This window comes from Clostridium sp. LIBA-8841 (genome assembly GCF_057782475.1).
The window spans coordinates 835161-861369 of sequence record NZ_CM173488.1; the positions used below are offsets into that span (position 1 = coordinate 835161).

21 protein-coding genes and 1 riboswitch are annotated in these 26209 nt (G+C 29.0%); of the genes, 16 read left to right on the plus strand and 5 right to left on the minus strand.

The features are described 5' to 3' along the window. The first annotated feature begins 544 nt into the window (after positions 1-544). From AC2A4K_RS03555 to AC2A4K_RS03610, 12 genes are all read left to right on the plus strand, one after another. A complete protein-coding gene (locus AC2A4K_RS03555) occupies positions 545-793 on the plus strand; it encodes a CPF_0552 family protein (RefSeq protein WP_322504347.1) in 249 nt (82 codons plus the stop codon). Positions 794-1022: 229 nt separating this feature from the next. Further along, on the plus strand, positions 1023-3227 hold the full coding sequence (gene gnpA, locus AC2A4K_RS03560) for a 1,3-beta-galactosyl-N-acetylhexosamine phosphorylase (protein WP_322504346.1): 2205 nt from the start codon (positions 1023-1025) through the stop codon (positions 3225-3227). A 183-nt stretch (positions 3228-3410) separates the two neighbouring features. After that, the gene (locus tag AC2A4K_RS03565) at positions 3411-5162 is read left to right on the plus strand and encodes a sensor histidine kinase (protein WP_322504345.1); all 1752 of its coding nucleotides are present in this window, start codon (positions 3411-3413) and stop codon (positions 5160-5162) included. A gap of 12 nt (positions 5163-5174) precedes the next feature. Further along, on the plus strand, positions 5175-6767 hold the full coding sequence (locus AC2A4K_RS03570; protein ID WP_322504344.1) for a response regulator transcription factor: 1593 nt from the start codon (positions 5175-5177) through the stop codon (positions 6765-6767). 152 nt (positions 6768-6919) lie between these two features. Then, entirely contained in the window at positions 6920-8305 is a 1386-nt protein-coding gene (locus AC2A4K_RS03575) for a carbohydrate ABC transporter substrate-binding protein (RefSeq protein WP_322504343.1), read from the plus strand. A gap of 79 nt (positions 8306-8384) precedes the next feature. Continuing rightward, positions 8385-9311 carry a carbohydrate ABC transporter permease gene (locus tag AC2A4K_RS03580; protein ID WP_322504342.1) on the plus strand — a complete coding sequence of 309 codons (927 nt, stop codon included), beginning with the start codon at positions 8385-8387 and terminating at the stop codon, positions 9309-9311. Position 9312: 1 nt separating this feature from the next. Beyond that, complete coding sequence (locus AC2A4K_RS03585) at positions 9313-10194, plus strand: carbohydrate ABC transporter permease (protein ID WP_322504341.1); 882 nt, start codon at positions 9313-9315, stop codon at positions 10192-10194. 413 nt (positions 10195-10607) lie between these two features. Continuing rightward, positions 10608-11303: a TVP38/TMEM64 family protein gene (locus tag AC2A4K_RS03590; RefSeq protein ID WP_322504340.1), complete on the plus strand. Its 696-nt coding sequence runs from the start codon at positions 10608-10610 to the stop codon at positions 11301-11303. Continuing rightward, entirely contained in the window at positions 11293-12405 is a 1113-nt protein-coding gene (locus AC2A4K_RS03595; RefSeq protein WP_322504339.1) for a (Fe-S)-binding protein, read from the plus strand. The genes AC2A4K_RS03590 and AC2A4K_RS03595 overlap by 11 nt, the downstream gene beginning before the upstream one ends. Then, entirely contained in the window at positions 12405-12992 is a 588-nt protein-coding gene (locus AC2A4K_RS03600) for a CDP-alcohol phosphatidyltransferase family protein (RefSeq protein WP_322504338.1), read from the plus strand. Before AC2A4K_RS03595 ends, AC2A4K_RS03600 begins: the two co-directional genes overlap by 1 nt. A gap of 367 nt (positions 12993-13359) precedes the next feature. Next, the gene (locus tag AC2A4K_RS03605; RefSeq protein ID WP_322504337.1) at positions 13360-13992 is read left to right on the plus strand and encodes a DUF47 domain-containing protein; all 633 of its coding nucleotides are present in this window, start codon (positions 13360-13362) and stop codon (positions 13990-13992) included. Continuing rightward, positions 13985-14983, plus strand: a complete 999-nt coding sequence (locus AC2A4K_RS03610; protein ID WP_322504336.1) for an inorganic phosphate transporter — start codon at positions 13985-13987, stop codon at positions 14981-14983. Before AC2A4K_RS03605 ends, AC2A4K_RS03610 begins: the two co-directional genes overlap by 8 nt. Before the next feature lie 205 nt (positions 14984-15188). Here AC2A4K_RS03610 and AC2A4K_RS03615 read toward each other — a convergent pair whose 3' ends face one another. Genes AC2A4K_RS03615 through AC2A4K_RS03625 form a run of 3 tightly spaced genes read right to left on the minus strand, consistent with a single transcriptional unit; the run spans position 15189 to position 18742 of the window. Further along, positions 15189-17072, minus strand: a complete 1884-nt coding sequence (locus AC2A4K_RS03615) for a PTS fructose transporter subunit IIABC (protein ID WP_322504335.1) — start codon at positions 17070-17072, stop codon at positions 15189-15191. Positions 17073-17075: 3 nt separating this feature from the next. Next, positions 17076-17996, minus strand: coding sequence for a 1-phosphofructokinase (gene pfkB, locus AC2A4K_RS03620; protein WP_322504334.1), 921 nt, complete (start codon positions 17994-17996; stop codon positions 17076-17078). Then, positions 17996-18742 (minus strand): DeoR/GlpR family DNA-binding transcription regulator, encoded by a 747-nt coding sequence (locus tag AC2A4K_RS03625; protein WP_322504333.1) that lies wholly within the window; start codon positions 18740-18742, stop codon positions 17996-17998. Before AC2A4K_RS03625 ends, pfkB begins: the two co-directional genes overlap by 1 nt. A 162-nt stretch (positions 18743-18904) precedes the next feature. On the opposite strand from AC2A4K_RS03625, the gene AC2A4K_RS03630 reads away from it, so the two are divergent. Continuing rightward, complete coding sequence (locus AC2A4K_RS03630; RefSeq protein WP_322504332.1) at positions 18905-19357, plus strand: hypothetical protein; 453 nt, start codon at positions 18905-18907, stop codon at positions 19355-19357. A 92-nt stretch (positions 19358-19449) separates the two neighbouring features. Here AC2A4K_RS03630 and AC2A4K_RS03635 read toward each other — a convergent pair whose 3' ends face one another. Then, complete coding sequence (locus AC2A4K_RS03635) at positions 19450-20550, minus strand: AI-2E family transporter (RefSeq protein WP_322504331.1); 1101 nt, start codon at positions 20548-20550, stop codon at positions 19450-19452. A 239-nt stretch (positions 20551-20789) separates the two neighbouring features. On the opposite strand from AC2A4K_RS03635, the gene AC2A4K_RS03640 reads away from it, so the two are divergent. The 3 genes from AC2A4K_RS03640 to AC2A4K_RS03650 all read left to right on the plus strand — a co-directional run bounded on the left by AC2A4K_RS03640 (position 20790) and on the right by AC2A4K_RS03650 (position 24648). Continuing rightward, positions 20790-21449, plus strand: a complete 660-nt coding sequence (locus AC2A4K_RS03640; protein ID WP_322504330.1) for a cysteine hydrolase family protein — start codon at positions 20790-20792, stop codon at positions 21447-21449. A gap of 83 nt (positions 21450-21532) precedes the next feature. Beyond that, complete coding sequence (yjeM, locus tag AC2A4K_RS03645; RefSeq protein ID WP_322504329.1) at positions 21533-23020, plus strand: glutamate/gamma-aminobutyrate family transporter YjeM; 1488 nt, start codon at positions 21533-21535, stop codon at positions 23018-23020. Between the two features lie 176 nt (positions 23021-23196). After that, positions 23197-23256, plus strand: a riboswitch (Fluoride riboswitch). Between the two features lie 81 nt (positions 23257-23337). After that, on the plus strand, positions 23338-24648 hold the full coding sequence (locus AC2A4K_RS03650) for a voltage-gated chloride channel family protein (RefSeq protein WP_322504328.1): 1311 nt from the start codon (positions 23338-23340) through the stop codon (positions 24646-24648). Between the two features lie 240 nt (positions 24649-24888). Here AC2A4K_RS03650 and AC2A4K_RS03655 read toward each other — a convergent pair whose 3' ends face one another. Beyond that, complete coding sequence (locus AC2A4K_RS03655) at positions 24889-26100, minus strand: ammonium transporter (protein ID WP_322504327.1); 1212 nt, start codon at positions 26098-26100, stop codon at positions 24889-24891. Positions 26101-26209: the final 109 nt, after the last annotated feature.

Sequence of the window (26209 nt, forward strand, 5' to 3'; positions counted from 1 at the left end):
AAAACATGGTCTTTTTTTAATTTGAGTTAGTAGGTAGTTAAAAATTAAAACTAAATTATAAAATTCCTTATTAAAAGGAAACACAAATTTTTTGGCTTTTAATTATTTTTAGGATTAATATTAAAGCTTTTGGATAGAATCACATATGAAGAATTTATATTGGAGGAAGTAGTATGTTTGATTTTATTTTTGACAAAGAAGATAAGGCCATGAGAGAAATGAACTTAATGGAGGAGAGAAAATTTATAATGATGTTTCTTACGTATATGTATTTGTAATTTATAGTAGTAATAGTTACTAATTATAAATATATAAAATTAAAATGTTTAAATATTAAAAATACTATTTAATAATTTTATGAAATTAAAATTATTTCTAGTGAATTAATTTTAATTTATTATTAAGAGGATTTAAAATAAGAGAGAATTGTATATTATAAATTTACTTTGTGAATAATAAGTAAGGAAATTGTGAGAAAAAATTACCACTATATGCTAATATATATTTAATATTGAGATTATTTAAATTTAGGGAGGAATTCAATATGTATACTATAATGGCAATAAAATTATCACCTAGAACAACTGTGGCACCTAAAGTTCAAGAGATATTAACTAGATATGGTTGTATAATACATACTAGAATAGGATTACATGAAGCTACTGAAAATACATGTTCAACTTCAGGTCTTATTCTTTTAAACCTTACACCAAACGAAAAAGAGGAAATAGAAAATCTAGATAAAGAGTTAAATTCTTTAGAAGATGTAACTGCTAAAATATTAAATCTTTAATAATCAATTACTTATTAAAAATCACCATGATTTATATTATGGTGATTTTTTAATGATAATTTATAGAAATTATCATTAAAATTAATATACTCAAAATTTTCAATAATTTAGTAAATAAATTGCATGTAAACGTTAATTGGTAGATGTTAATATTAAATTGTAAGAAAAAGGTGAGATTACTATATAAGACTTTAAAAGTCATACAGTAGGGTAAATGGAGGAGAGAATTATGGGAGAATTAAAAGGAAGAGTTACAATACCGACTGATTCCAATATGAAAGAAGAGATAAAAGGTATTATAGATAAATGGGGAGCTGATGCCTTAAGAGACTGCGATGGAACAAAGCTTTCTAAGGACATAGTTGACTTAGGTGTTAAGTTATATTCTACATACTTAACAGTTAGAAGTGATCAGGATTGGGCTAGAGAGAACAAAGATGAGTTACAACAGCTTTACTTAATGTCAGAACCTGTTATTGCTAAATCAGAAAAAACTGAAATAAAAATATTAGCTGGATATTATTATCAGCAATTTGAAATAGATAAAGTTCATGATGAAAAGAAATGGTGGGAAGTTATAGATAGAACTACTGGAGAAGTTATAGAACCTTCAAAATGGAGTTTTGATAAAGAAAGTGAAATCTTAACTGTTGAAGAAACTACACCTTATCATGAATATACAGTAAATTTCTTAGTTTATATGGTTTGGGATCCAACTCAAATGTATAACCATATAACTAACGATTGGGGCGATAAAGCTCATGAAATGCCTTATGATTGTAGACAAGCTAAAACTAGTGTACATGTTAAAGAGGCTTTAAAGAAGTGGATAGGCGAAAATCCAGAAGTTGATGTAGTTAGATTTACAACATTCTTCTATCACTTCACATTATGCTTTAATGAAGTTGCTAAGGAGAAGTTTGTTGATTGGTTTGGATATAGTTCATCAGTAAGTCCACTTGCTTTAGAACAGTTTGAAGAAGAAAAAGGGTATAAGTTAAGACCTGAAGATATAGTTGATGCTGGTTATTATAATTCAACATTTAGAGTACCGACAAAACAATATAAGGATTTCATAGATTTCCAATGTCAACATGTTTCAAAAATGGCTAAAGAGTTAGTTGATTTATGTCATGAAAATGGAAAAGAAGCAATGATGTTCTTAGGTGATAACTGGATAGGAACAGAGCCTTATGGAAAGTATTTCCCAAGTATAGGAATAGATGCCGTAGTTGGTTCAGTAGGCAATGGAACAACTATGAGAATGATTGCTGATATTCCAGGAGTTAAGTACACAGAAGGAAGATTCTTACCATATTTCTTCCCAGATGTATTTAATGAAACAGGGGATCCTGTTGGGGAAGCTAGAGAGAATTGGTTACAAGCAAGAAGAGCCATATTAAGAAGTCCATTAGATAGAATAGGATATGGTGGATATTTAGGTCTTGCAGTTAAATTCCCAAAGTTTGTTGAGCAAGTTGAAAAGATATGCGATGAATTTAGAGAAATTCATGATACTATAAAGGGAACTAAAGCTTACACAACACCATTTAAGGTTGGAGTATTAAACTGTTGGGGTAAATTAAGAAGTTGGCAAACACAACAAGTAGCTCATGCTTTATGGTATAAAGAGATATATTCATATGCTGGAATAGTTGAATGTTTAAGTGGTATGCCTGTAGAAGTAGAGTTTATAAGTTTTGATGATATATTAGAAAATGGTATTCCAAATGATATTGGAGTTATGATAAATGCTGGAGATGCTTATACTGCTTGGAGTGGTGGAGAGTATTGGAAAAATCCTAAATTAGTTTCTATGATTAGAAATTGGGTTAATAATGGTGGAGGATTCATAGGTGTTGGAGAACCAACTGCAATACATTATGAAAATAAGTTCTTCCAGTTAGCAGATGTTTTAGGAGTAGATAAAGAGGTTGGATTCAGTTTAAGTACAAGAAAGTATAATGAATTAAATCCACATCATTTCATAACAGAAGAAATTGGAGAGTTACCAATAGATTTTGGTGAAGGAATGAAAGGTGTTTATGGAAAGGGAGATAGTTACCAAGTTATAAGAATGGATTTTGGTAATGAGCATTGCACTAAGAATAATTTTAGAGGAGATACAACTTGTGCTGTAAACACATATGGAAAAGGTAGAAGTGTTTATTTTGCAGGATTCCCATACACTCCAGAAAATTGCAGAATTTTATTAAGAGCAATTTATTGGGCTGCAAGTAAAGAAGATGAAATGAAAAAATTCTATGTAACTAATATAGATACTGAGTGTGCTGCATTCTTAGAAGTAGGAAAGATGGCTGTAATAAACAACACTCAAGAAGAAAAGGTTACAGATGCATATATAAATGGTGTTAAGGTTGAAACTTTAACTTTAGCTCCTATGGAAATTAGATGGCTAGATATAAATAAATAAGCTTTTTCTTTTAATTCCCTTATATTAAAGGTCCTTAGTGAAAATTACACTAAGGACCTTTTTAATGTTTACAGAATGTTGTACAAATCTTAATAAAAAACTGGTGTTGAAATTATTGTTTTAATTTCAAAAAAATAACATATATGATAAAATATTAAAAGAATGTAGAAATTATGCTGAGAGGTGAGGAAGATTATAAAGAAAATAATAAATACCTTAGGTGAAATATCGAATTTTCTTAGAAAAACTTCTATCAAAAATAGGCTTATAGTCTCTTTTTCTATAGGAATAATATTTTGTAGTAGTATATTAGGAATACTCTTATACCAAAAAGCTACTAATGCACTGAAAATTAATGCAATAAATTATTCAGAAAATATGCTTTCGATCATGGATGAAGACATTTACAAAAATAAAGATTTTTTAGAAAGAGCATCCGTTGAATTATCTATAAATGAAGAGATAGTAAATCATCTTATAAATTATAAGTTTATGGATGGAAAAGAAAAAAATGAATTTCTAAAATATATGAATGATTATTTATCGAAGAAACTATCACTCCTACCTAACTTAGCAGAGGTTGAAATAATATCAAAAGACTACGATGTAGTTTATATGCAGGGATTCAAATATTTTAAAAGAGAGGATATCGAAAAGTATGCTGATGAAGCAGAGGATGGATTGCTTTGGTTTTCTACTCTTTTAAACAATGAGGAACATATATGTATAGCAACTCCAGTAAAACAAGATGAAAATACTGTTGGATATGTTTTTATGGCTATAAAAAATGAAGTTTTTGCATCTTCTTTTTCTCTTTTAAATATGGGAAATGGAAGTGAGACATTTATAATTGATGAAGAAAACAACATAATAATTTCTGAGAATAGTATTAATGAGGATTTTATATTAAATGAACCATATTTAAATAAATTCCTTGAAAATAAAGATTCAAGGGATACAGTTAGGAAGATATTGGTTAATGAAGAAAATTATGTAGCAACCTATAGAAAATTAAAGGGGTTTAACTGGTATATAGCATCAATAACTCCTTATGATTTTATAAATTCAGATATTCAAAGTTTAAGAAAAGAAATGATTATAATAAGTGTGCTTTTTATTTTAGTAATTTTAATATTTTCATACTTTCTATATTCAAGCATTAAGGTGCCTTTGTACAATCTGTTAAACAAAATGAAAAGGGTATCTAAAGGAGATTTAACTGTTGAAGTAAATGACTTTTATAAGGATGAAATTGGTGTGATTTCTGATAGTTTTGATTCTATGCTAAGAAGAGTAAATGAATTAATTAAAAAAACAAAGTTACAAGAAATAGAGAAAAGGGATTTAGAAATAAGAATGTTACAAGCACAAATTAATCCTCATTTTCTTTTTAATACATTAAATTCATTAAAGTGGACAGCCTTAATGAATCAAGATTATACAGTAAGCGAAGGACTTAGCTCTTTAGCAGAACTTTTAAGAAATACTATTATAGATAAAAATGAACTTGTGACTATTAGAGAAGAACTTGACAATATAAAAAACTATGTTGTCATTCAAAAAATAAGATATGGTAATTCTTTTGATGTTGAATATGAGGTGGATGAAAATTTACTAGATAATAAAGTAATAAAGTTTATTCTTCAACCCATAGTTGAAAATTCAATAATTCACGGTATTGACGAGAATAAGGAAAATCAAAAGATTATTATTAAGATTACTGAAGAAGACGAAAAGATTTTAATATCTATTAAAGACAATGGAAAAGGTTTCAATAGTGAGGAAAAGGTAAAAGACAATAAACTTTCTGGTATTGGATGGAACAATGTTGATGAAAGAATAAAGTTAACTTTTGGGGTAGGTTATGGAACAACTATTAGTAGTGAAGTAAATAAAGGGACTGTTGTTAGAATAATAATTCCAAAAAGAATTTAAGGGGGAATTTTTATGCTTAAGGTTATTATTGCTGATGATGAGAAAATAGTTAGAATTGCCATGCAAAATATAATCGATTGGGAGGCACATGGGTTTAGTATAGTTGGGTTAGCTCAAGATGGGGAAGAGGTTTTGGATATACTAAATAAAAATGGTGCTGATTTTATAATAACTGATCTTAAAATGAAGGGATTAAATGGAATTGAATTAATTGAAAAGCTTAAGGAGCTAGATTTTAAAGGGAAAATACTTGTTCTAAGCAATCATGGTGAATTTGAATTAGTTAGAGAGGCTATGAAAAAGGGTGCAGCTGATTATTTACTAAAAATAACTCTTAGACCAAAGGAATTAGAAGAAATTGTAGATAAGTTCCGTGAGAATTTAGAAGAATTGAAAGAAGATGAAAAAAAGGAAGAAAAGTTAAAGAATGAGTTTAATAAAACTAAAAAAATAGCAGAACTATCTTTAATAAGAGAATATCTTAAAGATGAACTTTCATATGATGAGCTTTTAAGTAAATTTCCTAATTTAAGCTTTTTAAATAAAGAGGATGGAGATTATAGTGGAGCATGTATTTGTATAGACAATCATAAAAAGGTTTATGAAGATAAGATAAAAGATAAAAATAAATTAACTGTTACTATAGAGAACATAATAAAAGAAGAGTTTAGTTCTAATGAAATCAAAATTATTCCAATAAATAATCATAAATATCTTTTTATTTCAAAAATGGATTCTACTAATTTAAAGCTTAAAACAGTTAATATTCAAAATTTAATAAAGCTTTATTTAAATATTAAAGTAAGTGCAGTTATTTTATCTAAAATTGAGAATGTACAAAGGCTGAAAGAATTATTTAAAAAGGGAGAAGAAATTCTTAGCTTAAGATTCTATGGAAAAGAAAGTTCTTTAACTGTTATTGATGATTTTCCAGGCTTTGGAGATGCTATAAAACTTAAGAAAGAAATTACAGATGCTATTTTAGAAAATATAGAATTAGGAGAGATTTCTGCTAACAAAGAGCTTATAAAAGAGCTTGTTAGAAGATGTTCTAATATGTATATAAAACCTGAAGATTTAATAAACCATGTTAATTTTATTTGTGAGTTAATAGAAAATCATGAGTATGTTCAGGAAGAAAATTCAAATGATTTGAAGCTTCTTAAAGAAACTATATTAAAGAGTGAAAATATGGATGAACTAATAAATAGTTCTCTTAAATTAATAGATTATATAAATCAAAGATATATAAAAAGTAAGGAATTAAATTATAAAAAAGAAGTTAATGAAATTATAAAGTTTATAGAGAAGAATGTGGATAAAAGAATAACATTAGTTATGGTAGCTAGTGCTGTTAATTTGAATGAAAGTTATTTAAGTAGGATTTTTAAAAATGAAACAGGTAAAAATCTTATGTATTTTATAAATGAAGTAAAAATGAAAAAGGCAAAGGAATTATTAAAATATCCAGATAATTTAGTTAAGGAAGTGGCTAATAGCATTGGAATGACAGACCAATTTTACTTTAATAGAGTTTTTAAAAAGTTTTATGGCGTAAGTCCATCTAAATTTAAAAAAGACTACAGCAATAAAGTTTTGTCATAGATATGGATTATTTTTGCTTTGGATAAATATTGTAAAAAAAGTACATGTTTAAGTAAAATACTTATATTCAAAAAATTTCCATTAAGAAGTATCATAAGAATGTAAAGAAAATGTTTACAAGAAATGAGTAAGGGTATTGGAGGAGAGAGATTATGAAAAGAAAATTGGTTAAAATGCTAACAGTTGCATGTGTTACAGCTATTGCAGCATCTACATTTGTTGGATGTGGTAGTAAGGATGAAGCACCTAAAGATAATGAAAAGCCATCAACTGAGCAATCTGAAGGCTCAGGAGAGAAGAAGGTTTTAGAAATAGCTGTTTTTGAAGGTGGATTTGGTAAAGATTACTGGGAAGCTTGCATAGATGCTTTCGAAGCTGCAAATCCAGATGTAGAAGTTAAGATGGAGGCTAACCCTAAAATTGGTGATATTATAAGACCAAAATTATCATCAGAAAATACACCAGACTTCATATACTTAAGTTCAAACGACCCATCAGGTATAGCTAATGCTTTAGTAAAAGATAAAGCTTTAGTAGATTTAACTGATGTATTTGATAGAGAAGACCCAGACAATGCAGGACAAAAATTAAAAGATAAAATATTACCAGGTTTCTTAGATACACCACTTACAACTCCATATGGAGATGGAAAAGTGTTCTTAGCACCACTTTATTATAACGTAACAGGTATGTGGTACAACAAAGCTTTATTTAAAGAAAAAGGATGGGATGTTCCAAAAACTTGGGATGAATTCTTTACTTTAGGTGAAAAAGCTAAAGAGGAAGGAATAGCTCTTTATACTTATCAAGGACAAGCTCCAGGATATAACGAAGCTATCGTATTCCCAATGTTAGCTAGTGCTGCAGGAGAAGAAGCTGTAGAAAAGATATTTAACTATGAAGAAGGCGCTTGGAAAGATCCAAATGTTAAGAAGGCATTAGATGTATTCCAAAAGATGGCTGATGAGGATATGGTTCTTAATGGAACAGTTGGTATGTCTCATACTCAAGCTCAGGTTGAGTTCTTAAATGGAAAAGCATTATTCTTACCATGTGGTAGCTGGTTAGAAGGAGAAATGAAAGATGCTATACCAGAAGGATTTGAATTCGGATTTATGGCTCCACCATCATTTAAAGAAGGGGATACTCCATATGTAACAACTACAATAGAGCAAATGTATATCCCTGCTAAATCAGATCAAATTGACTTAGCTAAAGATTTCCTAGCATTCCAATACACAGATGCTATGGTTCAAAAGAACGCAGAAATAGCTAAAGCTGTAGTTCCAGTTAAAGGAGCAGTTGAAAAAGCTAAAGGTTCATTAGATGCATCAGGATATGAGTCTTATAAGGTAGTTGAAGAGGGAGCTAAACCAATCCCACTTTCATTCAAACCAACTAATTCTAAGATTGACTTTAGACAAGATAGCGTATTTGCACCAATAGGAAGTATCATAAACAAAGAGTTAACTGTTGACGAGTGGATAGAGAACTTAGAAGCAGATTCTCAAACTATGGCTAAAGAAATTGTTGAATAATTACTAAATATAAAGCAAAAGCATTTAGAAGAAGGAGAAATTCTTCTCCTTCTTTAAAAATTATAGGGGGTGAAATTTCATGAACAGTAATAAAAGAAAAATATTTTTAGCAATGTGTGTATTGCCAGCACTTATACTATTTACAATATTTATGCTATATCCAATTGGAAAAGGGTTCATGATGTCTTTATATGAATGGAGTGGGATTTCAGGGGAACCAGTATTTGTAGGGTTAGAAAACTTTCAAGCACTTTTAAGTGATAGATATTTTAAAGAGGCATTTGGAAATACATTTTTCATAATAGTCTTATTTCCAACAATAACAATAACTCTTTCTTTATTCTTAGCAGTAGTAATAACTCAAAGTAAATTAAAAGAAAGGAATTTCTACAGAGTTATATTATTTTTCCCAAATATATTATCAATGGTTGTTATAGGGGTTTTATTTACATACGTTTATGACCCATCAATAGGAATACTTAAAGCGTTTTTTGAAATGATAGGGCTGGATAAGTTGGCTGGCTTAGCATGGCTTGGAGATTCAAAATTGGTTTTATGGGCCTTAATTATAACTATGGTATGGCAGGCTGTAGGTTATTACATGGTAATTTATATAGCTGGATTAGATGGAATATCACCATCACTTTATGAAGTTTGTTATTTAGAGGGAGCTTCAGCTTGGCAAAAGTTTAGATATGTAACATTACCACTTTTATGGGATGTTGTTAGAGTAACATTTGCCTTCTTTATTACTGGTGCACTTAACCTAAGTTTCATATTTGTAACTGTAATGACTAAGGGTGGACCAAATGGAAAATCAGAGGTTTTATTAACATACATGTATAAGCAAGCATTTACAAATTCTCAATATGGATATGCTATGGCAGTTGGAGTAACTATATTTGCCTTTGCTATGATCCTTGCATTAATAATCAATAAATTAAGTGACTCTGATGCAAGAGAGGAAAAGAGAATTAAAAAATTACAGCAGAAAGGAGTGAGATAACATGTTAGAAACTAAAAAGAAAAAGAATGTAGGGTTAGATACTGAAAATAAAACTAAAAAAATAATATCCCATACTTTATTAAGAGTAATATTAATAGCTGCAACTATTCTAGTTATAGTACCAATCATATGGACAATAATGTCTTCATTTAAAACTACTAAAGAGTTCTATGCAAGCCCATGGTCTCTACCAACAAGTTTTGGATTTGCAAACTATGTAACTGCATTTACTGAAGCTAACATGGGAGCTTACTTCCTTAACTCAATATTAGTAACTGTAATAGCTATGACTTTATCATTATGCTTAAGTGTACCAGCATCTTATGTTTTAGCTAGACAAAAGTTCTTTGGATGTAATTTAATAAAAAATTTATTTATGGCTGGATTATTCATTCAACCTGTATATATCATAGTTCCTTTATTTACAATATTAGAAAAAATGAACTTATTAAATAATCTTTTTGCACTAGCTCTTGTATATGCAGTATTAAGTTTACCTTTCTCAATCTATATAATGAGTGGATTTATGAAAGGTATTGCAAAAGACTATGAAGAAGCTGCAATGATAGATGGATGTACTAATCTTCAAATTTTAACAAAGATAGTAGTTCCATTAGCTAAACCAGGTATAATAACTATAATGATATTTAACTTCATGAACTACTGGAATGAGTATGCTATGGCAATGACTTTCATAACAGACGCTGAAAAGAAAACTTTACCAGTAGGTTTACAAAACTTAATGGAAGTTCAAAAGTTTGCCACTGACTGGGGTGCATTATTTGCTGGTCTAGTAATAGTAATGGTACCAACAATGATAATCTATTCATTAGTTCATAAGAAGCTAACAGAAGGTGTTAACATTGGAGGAGTTAAAGGTTAAAAAATAATTTTTTAATATATAATCAATATAGTTTTTAAAAAATCAGGTATTACTTTAAGAGTAGTACCTGATTTTTTATTTGTAATAGTGTTTATCATATGAAATAAATTTAAATAGAATAAAAGTTTTTATATAGAGTGGCTCAAAATATTAGATAGGATTAAGAAATGTTTTATTGATTCTATTTAGAAGTATTTGAACACTCTATTTTTTTATTTACAATGAGGAGTATGTTCATTTATGAATTTTACTATATAATTAATTAGTGTGTATAATATAAAATTTTTATATATTAAGTACATGATTTTATATCATAGATTTTTGAGGAAAATTATTTTAATAAATTATTTATAGAATTTAATAATTTAAAGTTAATAATATCAAATTTATTAAATAAAAATGGAGGGGATAGGGTGAAAAAAAACACAAAATCATGGGTTATTACCTTAGGAATTTTAATAATTATTTTAGGAGTATATTTTTTTGTTCCAATTGTAAATAGTAAAGTAAATCAAATGATTTTTTATTTAAGCAGTATGAATTTGGATATGATAAAGGAGTATATATTATCTTTTGGAATATGGGCGCCAATAACATCATTTTTCTTAATGATACTTCAATCTGTAATTGCTCCAATACCAGCTTTTTTAATAACTTTAAGTAATGCAGCTATATTTGGATGGGTTAAGGGAGCTATATTATCATGGAGTAGTGCCATGGCTGGAGCTGCCTTATGTTTCTTTATAGCAAGAGGATTAGGAAGAGATGCTGTTGAAAAATTAACTAGTAAGTTTGCATTAAAAGATATAGATGGATTTTTTGAGAAATATGGTAAGCATACTATATTAATAGCTAGATTATTACCATTTATATCTTTTGATATAGTTAGCTATGCAGCTGGATTAACATCAATGAGTTTTTGGTCATTCTTTATAGCTACTGGAATTGGTCAATTACCAGCAACAATAATATACTCTTATGTAGGTGGAATGCTTACGGGAGGAGCACAATTACTTATGAGTGGACTTTTAATACTATTCGCTTTAAGTATAGCTATATATGTAGGAAAAAAAGTTTGGAATGAAAAGAGAGGTAAAAATGCCAAATAGAGAACTAAAGAAAAATTTAGAAAATTGTATTGACTGTGGACTTTGTTATAAGGTTTGTCCAATGATGAATAAGTTTGGAGAAAGTCCTAAAAATATATTAAATGCTATAGATGAAAATAAGATAAGTTATGAGGAAATTTCATATTCTTGTATGCTTTGCAATGCATGTACTGAAACATGTCCAAAGGATATAAATTTAAAAGAAATGTTTCATAAGTTTAGAATAAAATCTTATAGAGAAAATTTAAAGGATACTAAGAAAAGATTTAACTTAAAAGTTGTTCAAAGTCATCAAAAGGGGAGTTTTTCTAAGTTTTTAACATCAAAAGACAATGATAAAAAGATTAAAAGAGTATTTATTCCAGGGTGCAGTCTAAGTGGATACCATAATGATATTATTTTTAAAATAAAGGACTACTTAGAAATGAACTTGGGAGAAATAGAGATTTTATTAAAGTGTTGTGGAAAGCCTTCAAAGGATATAGGAAATTTAGATTTATTTGAAAAGAATTTAAAAGATATAGAGAAGAATATAAAAAATAAAGGCGTTGATGAAATAATAGTAGCCTGTGAAAATTGCTATAAGACTTTTGGAGAAGCTTTTAATGAGATTAAGGTAATAACACTATGGGAAGTTATTAATGAGCTTGGAGTACCTGTAGAGCTTAAAAATAAGTATTTGAATTGTAAGGAAAAGTTTGCTTTACATGATCCATGCCCAATAAAAAAAGAAAATCAAATACATGAAGCAGTTAGAAATATACTTAATGAATTAGGAATTAAAATAGTCGAGTTCGAAAAAAATAGAAGTAAAACTGAATGTTGTGGCTGTGGAGGTATGGTAGGAGTTACTAATAAGGAGCTATGGGAAAGTCAGAAAAATAAGAGAGCTAATTCCACAGAATGTGAAAATATAATTTCCTATTGTGAATCATGTGTAAATACCTTTAAATCATCAGATAAAAATGTGTTACATATATTAGATTTGATTTTTAATGAGGATGTTATTAATGGTAAAGTTAAAAGTCAGAAAAATATAAGTACAATTAACCAATGGATAAATAGAATTAAATTAGCAAACAAAGTAGGGAGAGAAAATTAATGTTAGATACTTATGGAAGAAAGTATGTAAATCCATTTATAAATTTAGGTGCTAATATTTTATTAAAGTGTAGGCTAACACCAAACAGTGTTAGTATAATAGCCTTAATAATAGGAGTTTTAAGTTCTGTATTGCTTTATTTTGATAAATTGATTTTAGCTGTAGCATTTCTTTGGATATCAGGATATTTGGACTCAGTAGATGGTGCTATGGCAAGAAAAAAGAATTTAACTAGTGCTTTCGGAACACTTTTAGATATAACTTTTGATAGAATCGTAGAATTAAGCATAATTTTAGTTTTAGCTTTAAAGTTTGAAGGTAGTAGGTTAGAATTATTAGTTTTAACAATGATGATTTTAATATCAATGACAATATTCTTAACAGTAGGAGCTTTAGCAGAAAATAACGGAGTTAAATCTTTTAGATATCAAGCTGGAATAGCAGAAAGATCAGAAGGTTTCATTTTCTTTTCTTTAATGATTTTATTATCAGCTACGAAATTAGGGGTAGTAACTAACATTTTTTCAATAGTTATCTTTATAACTATAATACAAAGAGCTCTAGAAGCAAAAAAACTTTTAACATAAAATAAATTTTGAATTTAAAAGTTCTATTAAATATAATTATATAAATGATTAGTATGATTTTTTATATGATTCTTTATTTTAATAGAACTTTTTTGCTTATTAATGAAATATTAAAAGATAGATTGATGCTTACATAAATAATTGTTAAGCTGATTTACACTTAATTAACGATAAAAAAGGTTTTTATGAAAGTATTTTTAATTAAATTTAAAAAATACAAGCTTAATACTAAATAAATGGATAAATATATATTTCTGTGTTAAGTGTAAGTTAATTAATTAATTCAATGTTAAAAATAGAAAAAACTTGTGCTATACTAAGTTTGTTAAATAAAAATTCATAATAAGAATCAGGAGATGAAAAAAGAATGTTTAACTTAAATCCTAAAGATGATAAATTTTATGATATGTTTATCGATGAAGCAAAAAATGTAGAAAAAGCAGCAATAATCTTAAGTGAAGCTTTAGGCGATCTTGAAAACAAGACAAGCCACGTAGCAAGAGTAGAAGAGTTAGAACATAAAGGAGATGAAATAGTTCATAATCTTATAGAAGAACTAAATAATTCTTTTATAACTCCTATTGATAGAGAAGATATATTTTCTATAACAAAAAAAATGGATGATATTTTAGACTCAATAGAAAGTACTATGCATAGATTCATTATGTTTAATATAAATGAGTCAAGAGAAGGTGCTAAGGTTTTAGGAGGCTTAATAATTGATGCGACTAAAGAATTAGTAGCTTTAATGGAAGAATTTAAGCATATGAAAAAGAGAAATAAAGAAATTACAGAGAGAGTAATTTCAATAAATAAAATTGAAAACAAAGGAGATGTTTTCTATAGACAAATAGTTTCAGAACTATTTGCTGAGGATGGAAAAACTCCAGTTCTTGAAATAATAAAATGGAGAGAAATATATAAATTCTTTGAAGCAACTTTAGATAGTTGTGAGGCTGTAGCTAATATAGTTGAGGGAGTTGTGATGAAGTATGTCTAGTACTTTAGCGGTAACTATTGTTATAATTCTCTTAACATTACTTTTTGACTTTATAAATGGATTTCATGATACAGCAACTGCCGTTGCTACATCAATTTCAACAAGAGCGCTTTCACCTAAAGCTGCCATAGCTTTATGTGCCGTATTTAACTTTATAGGGGCTTTTTTAGGAACAGAGGTTGCTAAGACTGTTGGTGATGGTATAGTAGACCAAAGTAAAATGCCTTTATGGGTAATCGCAGCAGTTATATTAGGAGCTATAATATGGAATCTTATTACTTGGTATTTTGGAATTCCAAGTAGTTCTTCTCATGCCTTAATAGGGGCATTAATAGGTGGAGGAATAGCTTATTCTCATTCAATTAACATAGTAAGTTGGGGAACACTTTTTGATGAAGTAATTCTTTGGCTTATATTATCACCAATTATAGGTCTAATAGTTGGATACATATTTATGATTGTACTAAATTGGGCTTTAAGAAAATGTAAGCCAGGTCCTGTAAATAGAATTTTCTCAAAGCTACAAGTTGCATCAGGTGCTTTAATGGCATTAAACCACGGTGGTAATGATGCTCAAAAATCAATGGGTATAATTACTATGGCACTTTTAAGTGGTGGATTTTTATCTACTTTTGAAGTACCAACTTGGGTTATAGCTTTATGTGCTATTGCTATGGCTACAGGAACTTCAATAGGTGGACAAAAGATAATAAAAACAATGGGAAGTGGAGTTGCTAAATTAAACCCAGTTAACGGATTCGCGGCACAAACTGGAGCCGCAGGAGTTATTGGAATAGCCACTATGTTCCATGCACCAGTAAGTACAACTCACATAATAACAACTACTATAATGGGAGTTGGAGCTTCTAAAAACCCTAAGGCTGTTAAATGGGGTGTTGCTAAGAATATAGTTTGGGCTTGGATATTAACAATTCCAATAAGTGCTGGTATAGCAGCAATAGTAGTAGAAATATTTAAAGTTATATTATAGTTTAAACAAGTATATATAGGCTTAGATGTTAAGTCATTAAAATAAAGCTTAGATAAAATTTCATTGGTTTTATCTAAGCTTTTATTTATTTACAGGTTATATACATTTTATAGGTAATAACTCTATGTTAATTTAAAATAAGAAAGATAAATAAAGGTGATGTATTAGAGAGTTTTTACTAATACATCACCTTTTAATTTATATATTATTTATTTCTTTCAGAAACAGGTTTCTTTAAGAATCCTATTAGAAGAGCTCCTACAATTGAGCCTATTACTATTGATAAGATATATAAGAATGGGTTTCCTTCAACTACTGGAATTACGAATATTCCACCGTGAGGAGCAGGTAATCCTATCTTAAATACCATTGATAATCCTCCCGCTATAGCAGAACCTATAACACAGGCTGGAATGACTCTGAATGGGTCAGCAGCGGCAAATGGAATAGCTCCCTCAGTTATGAAAGTTAATCCCATTATATAGTTAGTAGCACCAGCATCTCTTTCATCCTTAGTAAATTTATTTTTGAAGAAAGTAGTTGCTAAAGCTGTTGCAAGTGGAGGTACCATACCACCAGCCATTATAGCAGCATGTGGATAGTAGTTGCCAGAAGCAATCATTGCTATACCAAATGTAAATGCAGCTTTGTTTATAGGACCGCCCATATCTATAGCCATCATTCCACCTAATACTATTCCAAGAAGAACTAAGTTTCCAGTACCCATATTGCTTAGCCAGATTGCAATGTTATTATTTAAAGCAGTTACAGGACCTACTACTACTACGTACATTAAGACACCAGTTATTAAGATACCGAATAGAGGATATAATAAAACCGGCTTAATACCTTCTAATGATTGAGGTAATTTACTAAATATTTTCTTTAAGAATACAACAACGTAACCACCTAGGAAACCTGCGATTAAGCCACCTAAGAATCCAGAACCGCTATTGTATGCAATTAAACCACCAACCATAGCAGGTGCGAAACCAGGTCTGTCAGCTATACTTGATCCAATGAAACCAGCAAGTACAGGAATCATAAGGAAGAATGCGTTTGCACCACCTATATCATTTAATAGCTTGGCTATTGGGTTAAAACTAGGATTATTAATATCAGCTGAGTGTATGCCGAACATGAATGAAATAGCTATTAGGATACCTCCACCAACAACGAATGGTAGCATGTTTGAAACACCATTCATTAAGTGTTTGTAAAAGCCTCTTTTTTCTGACTTACTAGATGAAGAACTAGATGAATCTCCAGAATGAGAGTAAACTGGGGCAGATCCATTTAAGGATTCGTTTATTAATTCTTTAGGTCTCTTCATAGCTTGAACTACTGGGACTATTACGACCTTTTTACCGTTAAATCTAGCCATGTCAACTTGTTTGTCTGCTGCAACTATTATTCCGTCAGCTTTATCAATATCTTCTTGAGTTAATTTATTTTTAACCCCTGTTGAACCGTTTGTTTCAACTTTTATATTTATATCCATTTCCTTAGCTGTTTTATTAAGTGAGTCAGCAGCCATATAAGTATGGGCTATACCAGTTGGGCAAGCTGTAACAGCTAGTATATATTTTTTGTTTGAATCGTTTTCTTGAGGGTTAGAATCCTCGGATTCATCATTTTCTTCAAATTTATCAAGAAGTGAAAGAACTTCTTGTGGAGTTTTAGCATTTAAAAGTCCATTTTTAAATTCAGGGTTCATTAATAACACTGAAAGTCTTGATAGAGTCTCTAAATGTTCATTATTAGCGCCTTCAGGAGCAGCTATCATAAAAACTATGTTAACAGGTTCACCATCAAGTGAATCATAATCTACACCATCTTTATATATACCAAGAGCTAAGGCAGCGTTTTTAACTGCAGAAGTCTTAGCATGAGGAATAGCTATTCTTTCACCTATACCAGTTGAAGATAGGCTTTCTCTTTTTAAAATTTCTTCTTTATAAAGAACTTTATCATTTAGTTTTCCAGCATCCCATAAAACATCAACTAATTGATTTATAATTTCATCTTTATTAGTTGCTTTAAGATTAAGTTTAATTGTATCAATGCTTAATAATTGAGAAATTTTCATTTGTTAATCCTCCCAGTATCTTTTTATTTCTATAATTGGTAGTAGTTTATTAACATCTTCAGCAAGAGCTAAATCTAAGGAGAATGCACTAGCACTTCCTGATGCTATTCCGTTTTTAAAAGAAGCAATTAAATCTTTAGTATCAACATATTTAGCTAAGAAACCACCTACTAAGGAATCACCAGCTCCAACAGAATTTTTAACCTCTCCTTTAGGTGCATTTCCTTTAAAGACACCATCTTTAGTTATTAATAAAGCTCCATCTCCAGCCATAGATATTATTACATTTTCAGCTCCAAGAGAAACTAACTCTTTTCCGTATTTAATAAGTTCTTCCTCAGAGTTGATTTTTACATCAAATATCTCTTCAATTTCATGATTGTTTGGTTTTATTAAAAATGGTTTATTTTTTATGGCTTCTAAAAGAGCTTTCCCAGAGGTATCAACTACTACTTTTACATTTTTTTGAGAAACTTTTTTTTGTATTTGAAGATATAAATCTCTAGGAAGAGTAGTAGGAATACTACCTGCAAGTACTAATATATCTCCTTCTTTTAATTTATCTAATCTATTGAAAAGTGAATTTAAATTTTCGTCAGATATCATTGGGCCAGATCCATTTATTTCTGTTTCTTCATTAGATTTAATTTTTACATTAATTCTTGAATCTCCATTTACTTTTATAAAGTTTGTTTTTACTCCTAAAGAGTTTAATTTATCTTCAATAAATTTACCAGTGAATCCTCCTAGAAATCCAAGAGCTACATTGTCTACCTTTTGATTGCTTAAAATTCTTGAGACATTTATTCCTTTTCCACCTGGAAATTTAAAGTCTTTAGAAGTTCTATTGACTTTTCCAAGTTCTAGATTTTCTACATCTATTACATAATCAATAGATGGATTAAGAGTAAGTGTATAAATCATTAAATATCAACCACCTTTATATCAGTTTTTTTATCATATGTATTATCTTCTGGTTTTTCGTTTGTTACTATTATGCATTTATCAATATCAGCAAATTTTATAGTTGAAATTTCTCCAAACTTAGAGTCATCAACTAACAAATAAGATTTTCTAGAGTTCTTTATTGCACATTCTTTTAATATGGCTTCCTCAGTATCAGGAGTAGTTAATCCATAAGTGGGATGTACTCCGTTGGCACCAATAAAGCATTTGTCAAATCTGAACTTTGAAAGACACATCAGTGCATCAGATCCTGTTATTGCCTTTGTAGAAATTTTTACATTTCCACCAATCATGTAACATTTAATATTTTTTTGAATAAGTGTATCTATATGAGATAATCCATTACTTACCACAAAAATATCTTTGTTTTCTAAGTAATCGATTAATTCATAGGTTGTAGTTCCTGCATCGATAAAGATACAATCTCCATCTTTAATTAAAGAAGCTGCATATTTTGCTATAGCTCTTTTTTCATGAATGCTTTTGGATGATTTTTCATTATAACTTAATTCTTTCGATACATTATCTAGTGATTTTGCGCCACCATGAACTCTTTTAAGTAAGTTTATTGATTCTAAGTAGCTAAGATCCCTTCTTATAGTTGATTCAGAGCTTTCTGTTGATTCAAGCAATTCGTTAAGACCAACAAATCCTTTTAATTTTAATAAGTTTAATATTATTTCATGCCTTTTTTCACTTAACATAATAACCTCCTAGAACCTTGTAATTAGATTATACATCCAAAAACAATCAAAATCAATAATAAACGTTCAAAAAATAAAAAATATTTATATAATAATTTTAACCACAATAACATATAAATTATTAAAAAGTCAGAAAATTCTTGAAATAAGAGGTGTTCAAAGATGTTGAATAGGGCAAGTGGAGAAATTAATGTTATGGCTCCAGGTGATGGAACTGTTCTGGAGTATGTTGTTTTAAATAAGGCTTTCAAATTAGGTGATTTAGAAGATTTGATTAGTTTAAGTTCACATAATGAATTTTTCTTTTCACCAGTTGATGGAGAAGTTACTAATATTTCAAAAGAATTTGGAGTTATAGAAATAAGAGTAAATAATGAAGTAGATATACTAGTAAGTACCCATATAAATAAAAATATAAAATCTGTAGAACCTATGATTGATATTGGAGGAAATGTTTTAACAGGACAACCTCTTATGTATTTTGAAAAAGAAGATGACTATGATTTACCAATTACAGTAGCAATAAAAAAATCTGATTCAATATTGAGATTAATAAAATCAAAGAATAAAGATATACTTGTAGATGAGTTTGTAATGAAATTAAACTTAAGCTAGAGCTTGCTTTAGGTGAATGTTGATTTTAAAACGGAGCCTATTTTTATAAAGATAAAAGATAGACTGTATAAAATTATACAATCTATCTTTATTTATTCTGCTCTATATTCAAATTTATTTATTAATTTTCTAGTATATATTTTAAGGACTGACATAACTGGACTTCCAAGAATCATACCTATAGGACCATAAACGGCACCACCTATAGTTACACCTAGAATTACTAAAAATGGACTAAGACCAACTCTATTTCCTATAAGTTTAGGGTCTAGGTACCAAGCATCAAATTGTTGTAATAAGAAAAGATAAATTAGAACAATAAGCGCTTTCATTGGACTTACAAATACATTTATAAAGAATCCAACAACCATTCCTATAAATGGACCAAAATAAGGAATCATATTAGTTATTGCAACTACTACTGATAATAGAAGAGCATATTCAGAGTTCATTAATGATAGTCCTATAAATGCTAAAATTCCTATGATTAAGGAATCAATAGCTTTTATACCTACATAAGTTCCTATCTTATAGTTAAGTATTTTTACAAAATCTATTAATTCATTTCCAAATCTTTTACCAAAAATAATTTTAGTAACTTTAGAGCTTGTACTAAGGAACTTGTCTTTATCTACTAAGACATAGATTGAAATTAAGAATCCAAATACCCAATTTATTATTGAACTAGTTAGACTAATTGCCGTATCTAATAACCAATTTGATAATACTGTAACTAATGAACCTATAAAAGTAATTACCTTATTTGCATCACTTTGAGGTAAATAAGAGTTTATTCCTTCAGGAATTTTTAAATGCGTCATTATTTCAGTAAATAAGTTTTGGACATAGATTGTAAATGCAGGTATGTTATCTATTAATTCAACTAAGCTTGTATATAATTTAGGCAGTAAGTAAGTGGCTGCTAAAGAAATTGATACAACAAACAATAGATAAGTTATTACAATACTAAGTCCTCTCGATAACTTGAATTTCTTATTAAATAAATTAACGATTGGATTTAATATGTAAGCAATAATAAAAGCTAGTAAAAAAGGTGATAGTATAGCTAATACAGTATGCGCTCCAGACATAACGCTTGGTACGTTATCGATTAATTTTATTGATAAATAGGATACTATTACTACTAATATTGCTTTTATATATATTTGATTGTTTTTGAAAAACTTATTCAATATGTAACCTCCTTTTGTATGATTATTATTTAATTATATTTGGTTAAAATAAATTAATCAATTATAAGATACATAAGACTATCATAAACTAATTTATGGTATTTAAACTTAAAAATTTATTAAGTTTAAATACTTTAATTAAGTGTTAAAAATATCTACAATTATTGATAAAAGAATTGATTGATTAGATAATATAAAATATATAAAATATTATATTTAAGTATAGGGGGAATTATATCATGAATAATAAAGAAATATTATTGAATGAAACTCATGAAATGATGGAGGGAATTTATGAAAGACTTCAATCTTTAGAAAATATATCACTAGAGGATTTAGATAAAGAAAGAACAATGCTTTTAATAGTTGATATGAATAAAGGATTTGCAAAAAAAGGTGCTTTATATAGTTCAAGAATAGAAAGTTTAATAAATCCAATAAGTAAATTGGTTAAAGTAGCTTTAGAAAAAGGAATAAAAGTTAAAGCATTTACTGATTATCACACAGAGGAGTCTGTAGAGTTAAGAGCATACCCTAAACATTGTATGATTGATACTGAGGAGTGGGAATTAGTAGATGAATTAAATTTAGAAGGAATAGAAGTTATAAAGAAAAATTCAACCAATGGATTTTTAGAAGAAAAATTTAATTTTGATGAAAATAAAATAGATAACATAATAATAGTAGGGGATTGCACAGACATATGTGTTTATCAATTAGCTATAAGTTTAAGAACAGATTTTAATAGAGTTAATAAAAATGGAGAGATATATATACCTAAAAAACTTGTAAATACATTTGATGCACCTATGCATAGAGCTAATTTTATGAATTATGTATTCTTAAATTCTATGCTTGATAATGGAATAAATGTTGTTGAAGATATTATTACAGAATAAAGGGATATATTTCCTAAATAAATAATTAAATAATTAGTAAAACTAGATACTAATAGTATAACTTATGATGAGGAGTTGTTTTTATGAGTGAGAAAAAGGGTAGGCTTAATCTAAGTCAATTAGTCCTTATGATATTTACTACAGTATTTGGTTTTGCTAATATGCCAAGAGCTTTTTATTTAATGGGGTATGGAGCAATTTTATGGTATATAATAGCAGCTATAGCCTTTTTGATACCTTTTGCATTTATGGTTGCAGAATATGGTGCTGCCTTTAAAACAGAAAAGGGTGGTATATATTCATGGATGGAAAAATCAGTAGGAGATAAGTATGCCTTTGTAGGAACTTTTATGTGGTATGCAGCTTACTTGATTTGGATGGTTAATGTATCATCAAGTATTTGGATACCTTTATCAAATGCTATTACAGGTAAAGATACAACCAACACTTGGCATTTTCTTGGTTTAAATTCAACTCAAACCTTAGGCTTAATGGGGTGTATATTAATAATAGTTATAACCTTAATCGCTACAAAGGGTATAGATAAAATAAAGAAAGTTACAAGTACAGCAGGTATTTTCGTAATGTTATTAAATGTACTTTTAATATTAGGAGCCATCTTAATATGGGTTTTGAATGATTTTACTTTAGCTCAACCAATTTCAAGTACTATGGATTTCATAAGTTCTCCAAATCCTGATTATCAAAATATAATAGCTGTATTATCTTTTTCAGTCTTTGCAATATTTGCTTATGGAGGAATAGAGGTTGTTGGAGGATTAGTTGATGAAACCGAAAATCCTACTAAGACTTTTCCTAAGGGAATAATATTAGCGGCAATTATTATATCTATAGGATATTCTTTAGGAATATTGATGTGTGGAGTATTTACAAATTGGCAAGATATATTATCTTTTGATACGGTTCATATGGGAAACGTAGCTTATGTACTAATGAGAAATTTAGGATATCAATTAGGATTAGCATTTAATTTAGCTGAGAGTAGTGCTTTAAGTTTAGGCTTATGGATTTCTAGATTTGTGGGGTTATCAATGTTCTTTGCCTTAGTTGGAGCTGTTTTTACTGGTGCATATTCTCCTTTAAGACAATTAATTGAAGGAACACCAGAGACAATTTGGCCTAAAAAAATTGCAAAGCTAGATGACGGAGTACCTAGAAATGCAATGATAGCTCAGTGTGTTATTGTTGTTGTAATAATATTATTAGTATCCTTCGGTGGAGAAGGAGCATCAAAATTTTTCTCGAAATTAGTTCTTATGACTAATGTTGCAATGACTATACCATATATGTTTATATCAGGAGCCTTTTATTCATTTAAAAGAAAGAAAAATATAAATAAGCCTTTTGAAATATATAAAGGAGAAGGAGCTGCCCTGTTAGGAACCTTTGCTACTGTTTTAGTAGTGGGATTTGCTAATGCATTTACAATAATATCACCAGCTATAAATGGAGATTGGAGTTCTACTTTATGGATGATAGCCGGACCTGTATTTTTCTCTTTAGTAGCATTGGGATTATATAGTAGATCAAAAGTGAATAGAAATTATTAAATATAAAAATGATTATTTAAATTTGTTATAAATTTTAGATGGAGTTATGTTGAAAGAATATTTTAACATAACTCTTATTTGTTTTTTAGGCTATGTTTTAAAAGTGAGTTGATTTGCATAGGTTTAAGATATTAAATATGGACAAGTATTAATAATTATGGTACTATTTTAAAGTAATTTTTACGGGCGATGGAGTTCGCCATTAAATGCTTTATGCTAATGACTCCTACAAAATATAAGTTATATAGTTATAACTTATATTTTGTAGGAGTTATTTTTTTGCTAAAAAATTTTAAAATAAGAAAGGAAAAATATCAATGAAGCACAAATGGAAGGAATATTTAAAAACAAATAGCAATAATACAATTCTTCTAGGAAGAACATTTTTAAAGTGGCTATTAATAGGAAGTTTAATAGGTGTTTTTATAGGTGGTGTAATAGCAGTATTTTTAAAATCCTTAGAATGGGCAACAGATTATAGAATGAATCATGGCTGGGTTTTATTTCTATTGCCACTTGGGGGAGCACTAGTAAGTTTTTTATATTATAAGTATGGAAGAAATTCAGTAAAAGGTAATAATTTAATTATTGAAAATATAAATGAATATTGTGGAGATGTACCACTTCGTATGGTTCCATTAGTTTTCTTTGGAACAGTTGTGACGCACTTTTTTGGTGGATCAGCTGGTAGAGAGGGTACTGGAGTCCAGATTGGTGCAAGTATAGCGGAAGCTATAGGAAAGCTATTAAAATTAAATAAGGAAGATTCAAAGATAATGCTTATGGCAGGAGTTAGTGGTGGATTCTCAGCTATATTTGGAACACCTCTTGCTGGAACAATATTTGGATTAGAAGTGTCTGTTTTAGGTAAGATGAGTTATGAAGCCTTAATACCAAGTTTTTTTGCTAGTATTGTTGGGAATGAAGTGGTTAAAAGACTTGGAGTACATCATTCTCATTACGAGGTTTTTGGAATACCTGAACTTTCAACACTAGTTTTACTAAAAATAATGATTGCGTCTATTTGTTTCGGACTAGTAAGTAAGTTGTTTAGTAAGTTAACTTATAAGTTAAAAGAAGTATTTTCTAACGCATTTAAGTGTACAGCATTAAAAAGTTTTATAGGAGGGTGTGTAGTAATACTATTAGTATATTTAATTGGGAGTAGAAAATATTTAGGGTTAAGTATTCCTTTATTATCGGATGCTTTTACAGAGCATGTAGCTCCTTTAGACTTTTTAGGTAAGTTAATATTTACTTCTGTAACCTTAGGTGCTGGATATCAAGGGGGAGAAGTTACACCTTTATTTGTTATTGGGTCAACTTTAGGAAATTCTTTGTCAGGATTATTAGGTTTATCTCCATCATTTTTAGCATCTTTAGGGTTGGTAGGAGTTTTTGCAGGTGCAACTAATACTCCAATAGCATCATTTATACTAGGATTAGAGATGTTTGGATCAACTGGAGCGCCATATTTATTTATGGCTTGTGCAATAAGTTATATTTTTTCAGGGCATACAGGAATATATAGCTCTCAGAAAATAGGTGTTAGTAAAAGTAATCTAATAGTTTTTCCTAAAAATTCAACACTTTCTTCATGTAATAAGAAGGGTATTGTTATAAAATAGAGAATCAGAAGTGAATATAATAGCTTGATAAGTGAAAATACATAAGGTAACTATGGATTTAGTTTTTTAAAAGGAAGAAAATACTTATTATATAGAAGTTTGAGATAGGACAAGAAATCTTTATAAAAGTATTTATTCATAAACATATACCCCGTTAAATAAATATAGTTTAATCTACTTATATTTATTTAATGGGGTATTAATTTGAATAAGTTATGTGATTTTCTCACTGATTTTGGATTATTCCCAATATGCATCTTCTCCTAAAAGTGTGTTATCTAATCCTCTAAGTTGTTCTTTTTTAGTTGTTTCTATAGGATAAATCTTATTAATTACTTTTAATAATAAGAATGTGACAACAAATGAATATACAGCAACTATAATAACTCCTAGAAGTTGAATTGAAAATTGGTGGAATCCACCTTGAACTTTATTTATTGCTAGGCTTGCAAATATTCCAACTAATAAGCTTCCAGTAAGTCCACCCATACCATGAACTCCCCAAACATCAAGAGCATCATCCCAGTTCATTTTTTTCCTAAATTTGATACTAAAGAAGCAAACAATAGGTCCGATTATTCCTATGATTATGGCAGATTTAGGATCAACATATCCAGCACATGGAGTTATGGTTGCTAATCCAGCAACGGCACCTGTAAGTAAGTCAGTAAACAATAATTTTTTGTTTATTATTACGGATATTATCATCCAAACTACCATAGCAACAGCGGCTGCGATGGCTGTGTTAATAAATGCGGCGGCTGCAATTTCATTAGCTGCAAGAGCTCCACCTGTATTAAATCCAAACCATCCAAACCATAATAAACCAGTTCCCATAGCAACAATTACTAGATTATTAGGATTCATTTTTTCTCCAGGTTTAGTAAATCTTTTTCCTAAATATATTACAGAGGCTAATGCACCAAAACCTGCACTAACATGGATTACAGTTCCGCCTGCAAAATCGATAAATCCTAATTTGCTTAGGAATCCGCCACCCCAAACCCAGTGACAAGTTGGTATGTAAATTAATAATGTCCAAAAAATAAGTATTAATATGTAGCCTTTTAAATTTAATCTGTCAGCGAAGGCTCCAGTCATTAATGGAGCTGTTATTACAGCAAACATTAATTGATAAGCAAAGAACATAACAAATGGTATTGTTGCACCATAATGAAGGTTAGGAGCTAAACCAACTGACTTCATAGCAAAAAATTGAGTGAAGCTACCTATGATTCCAGCATAATCGGTTCCATAAGCTAAACTAAATCCCCCTAATATCCATATTAATGTTACGATTCCCATGGAAATAAAACATTGCATCATCATCATAACTACATTTTTCTTTCTGACTAATCCACCATAAAAAAGAGCTAAGCCTGGTGTCATTAGGCATACTAGTGCAGTACAAATAATCATAAACGCAGTATCGCCAGTATTAATTCCATTCATAATTATTATCTCCTTCCTAAGTTTTTTCTAAAGTAAAAAGCTTTTCATCTATAAATTATAATATTCTTTAAATTAATTTTAAAGAATAAAAGTTAATAAATAGTAAATT

Coding starts and splice junctions, on each gene's coding strand:
- AC2A4K_RS03555 (WP_322504347.1), top strand. CDS start 545: ATGTATACTATAATGGCAATAAAATTATCACCTAGAACAACTGTGGCA.
- gnpA (WP_322504346.1), top strand. CDS start 1,023: ATGGGAGAATTAAAAGGAAGAGTTACAATACCGACTGATTCCAATATG.
- AC2A4K_RS03570 (WP_322504344.1), top strand. CDS start 5,175: ATGCTTAAGGTTATTATTGCTGATGATGAGAAAATAGTTAGAATTGCC.
- AC2A4K_RS03575 (WP_322504343.1), top strand. CDS start 6,920: ATGAAAAGAAAATTGGTTAAAATGCTAACAGTTGCATGTGTTACAGCT.
- AC2A4K_RS03580 (WP_322504342.1), top strand. CDS start 8,385: ATGAACAGTAATAAAAGAAAAATATTTTTAGCAATGTGTGTATTGCCA.
- AC2A4K_RS03585 (WP_322504341.1), top strand. CDS start 9,313: ATGTTAGAAACTAAAAAGAAAAAGAATGTAGGGTTAGATACTGAAAAT.
- AC2A4K_RS03595 (WP_322504339.1), top strand. CDS start 11,293: ATGCCAAATAGAGAACTAAAGAAAAATTTAGAAAATTGTATTGACTGT.
- AC2A4K_RS03600 (WP_322504338.1), top strand. CDS start 12,405: ATGTTAGATACTTATGGAAGAAAGTATGTAAATCCATTTATAAATTTA.
- AC2A4K_RS03605 (WP_322504337.1), top strand. CDS start 13,360: ATGTTTAACTTAAATCCTAAAGATGATAAATTTTATGATATGTTTATC.
- AC2A4K_RS03610 (WP_322504336.1), top strand. CDS start 13,985: ATGTCTAGTACTTTAGCGGTAACTATTGTTATAATTCTCTTAACATTA.
- AC2A4K_RS03615 (WP_322504335.1), bottom strand. CDS start 17,072: ATGAAAATTTCTCAATTATTAAGCATTGATACAATTAAACTTAATCTT.
- pfkB (WP_322504334.1), bottom strand. CDS start 17,996: ATGATTTATACACTTACTCTTAATCCATCTATTGATTATGTAATAGAT.
- AC2A4K_RS03625 (WP_322504333.1), bottom strand. CDS start 18,742: ATGTTAAGTGAAAAAAGGCATGAAATAATATTAAACTTATTAAAATTA.
- AC2A4K_RS03630 (WP_322504332.1), top strand. CDS start 18,905: ATGTTGAATAGGGCAAGTGGAGAAATTAATGTTATGGCTCCAGGTGAT.
- AC2A4K_RS03640 (WP_322504330.1), top strand. CDS start 20,790: ATGAATAATAAAGAAATATTATTGAATGAAACTCATGAAATGATGGAG.
- yjeM (WP_322504329.1), top strand. CDS start 21,533: ATGAGTGAGAAAAAGGGTAGGCTTAATCTAAGTCAATTAGTCCTTATG.
- AC2A4K_RS03650 (WP_322504328.1), top strand. CDS start 23,338: ATGAAGCACAAATGGAAGGAATATTTAAAAACAAATAGCAATAATACA.
- AC2A4K_RS03655 (WP_322504327.1), bottom strand. CDS start 26,100: ATGAATGGAATTAATACTGGCGATACTGCGTTTATGATTATTTGTACT.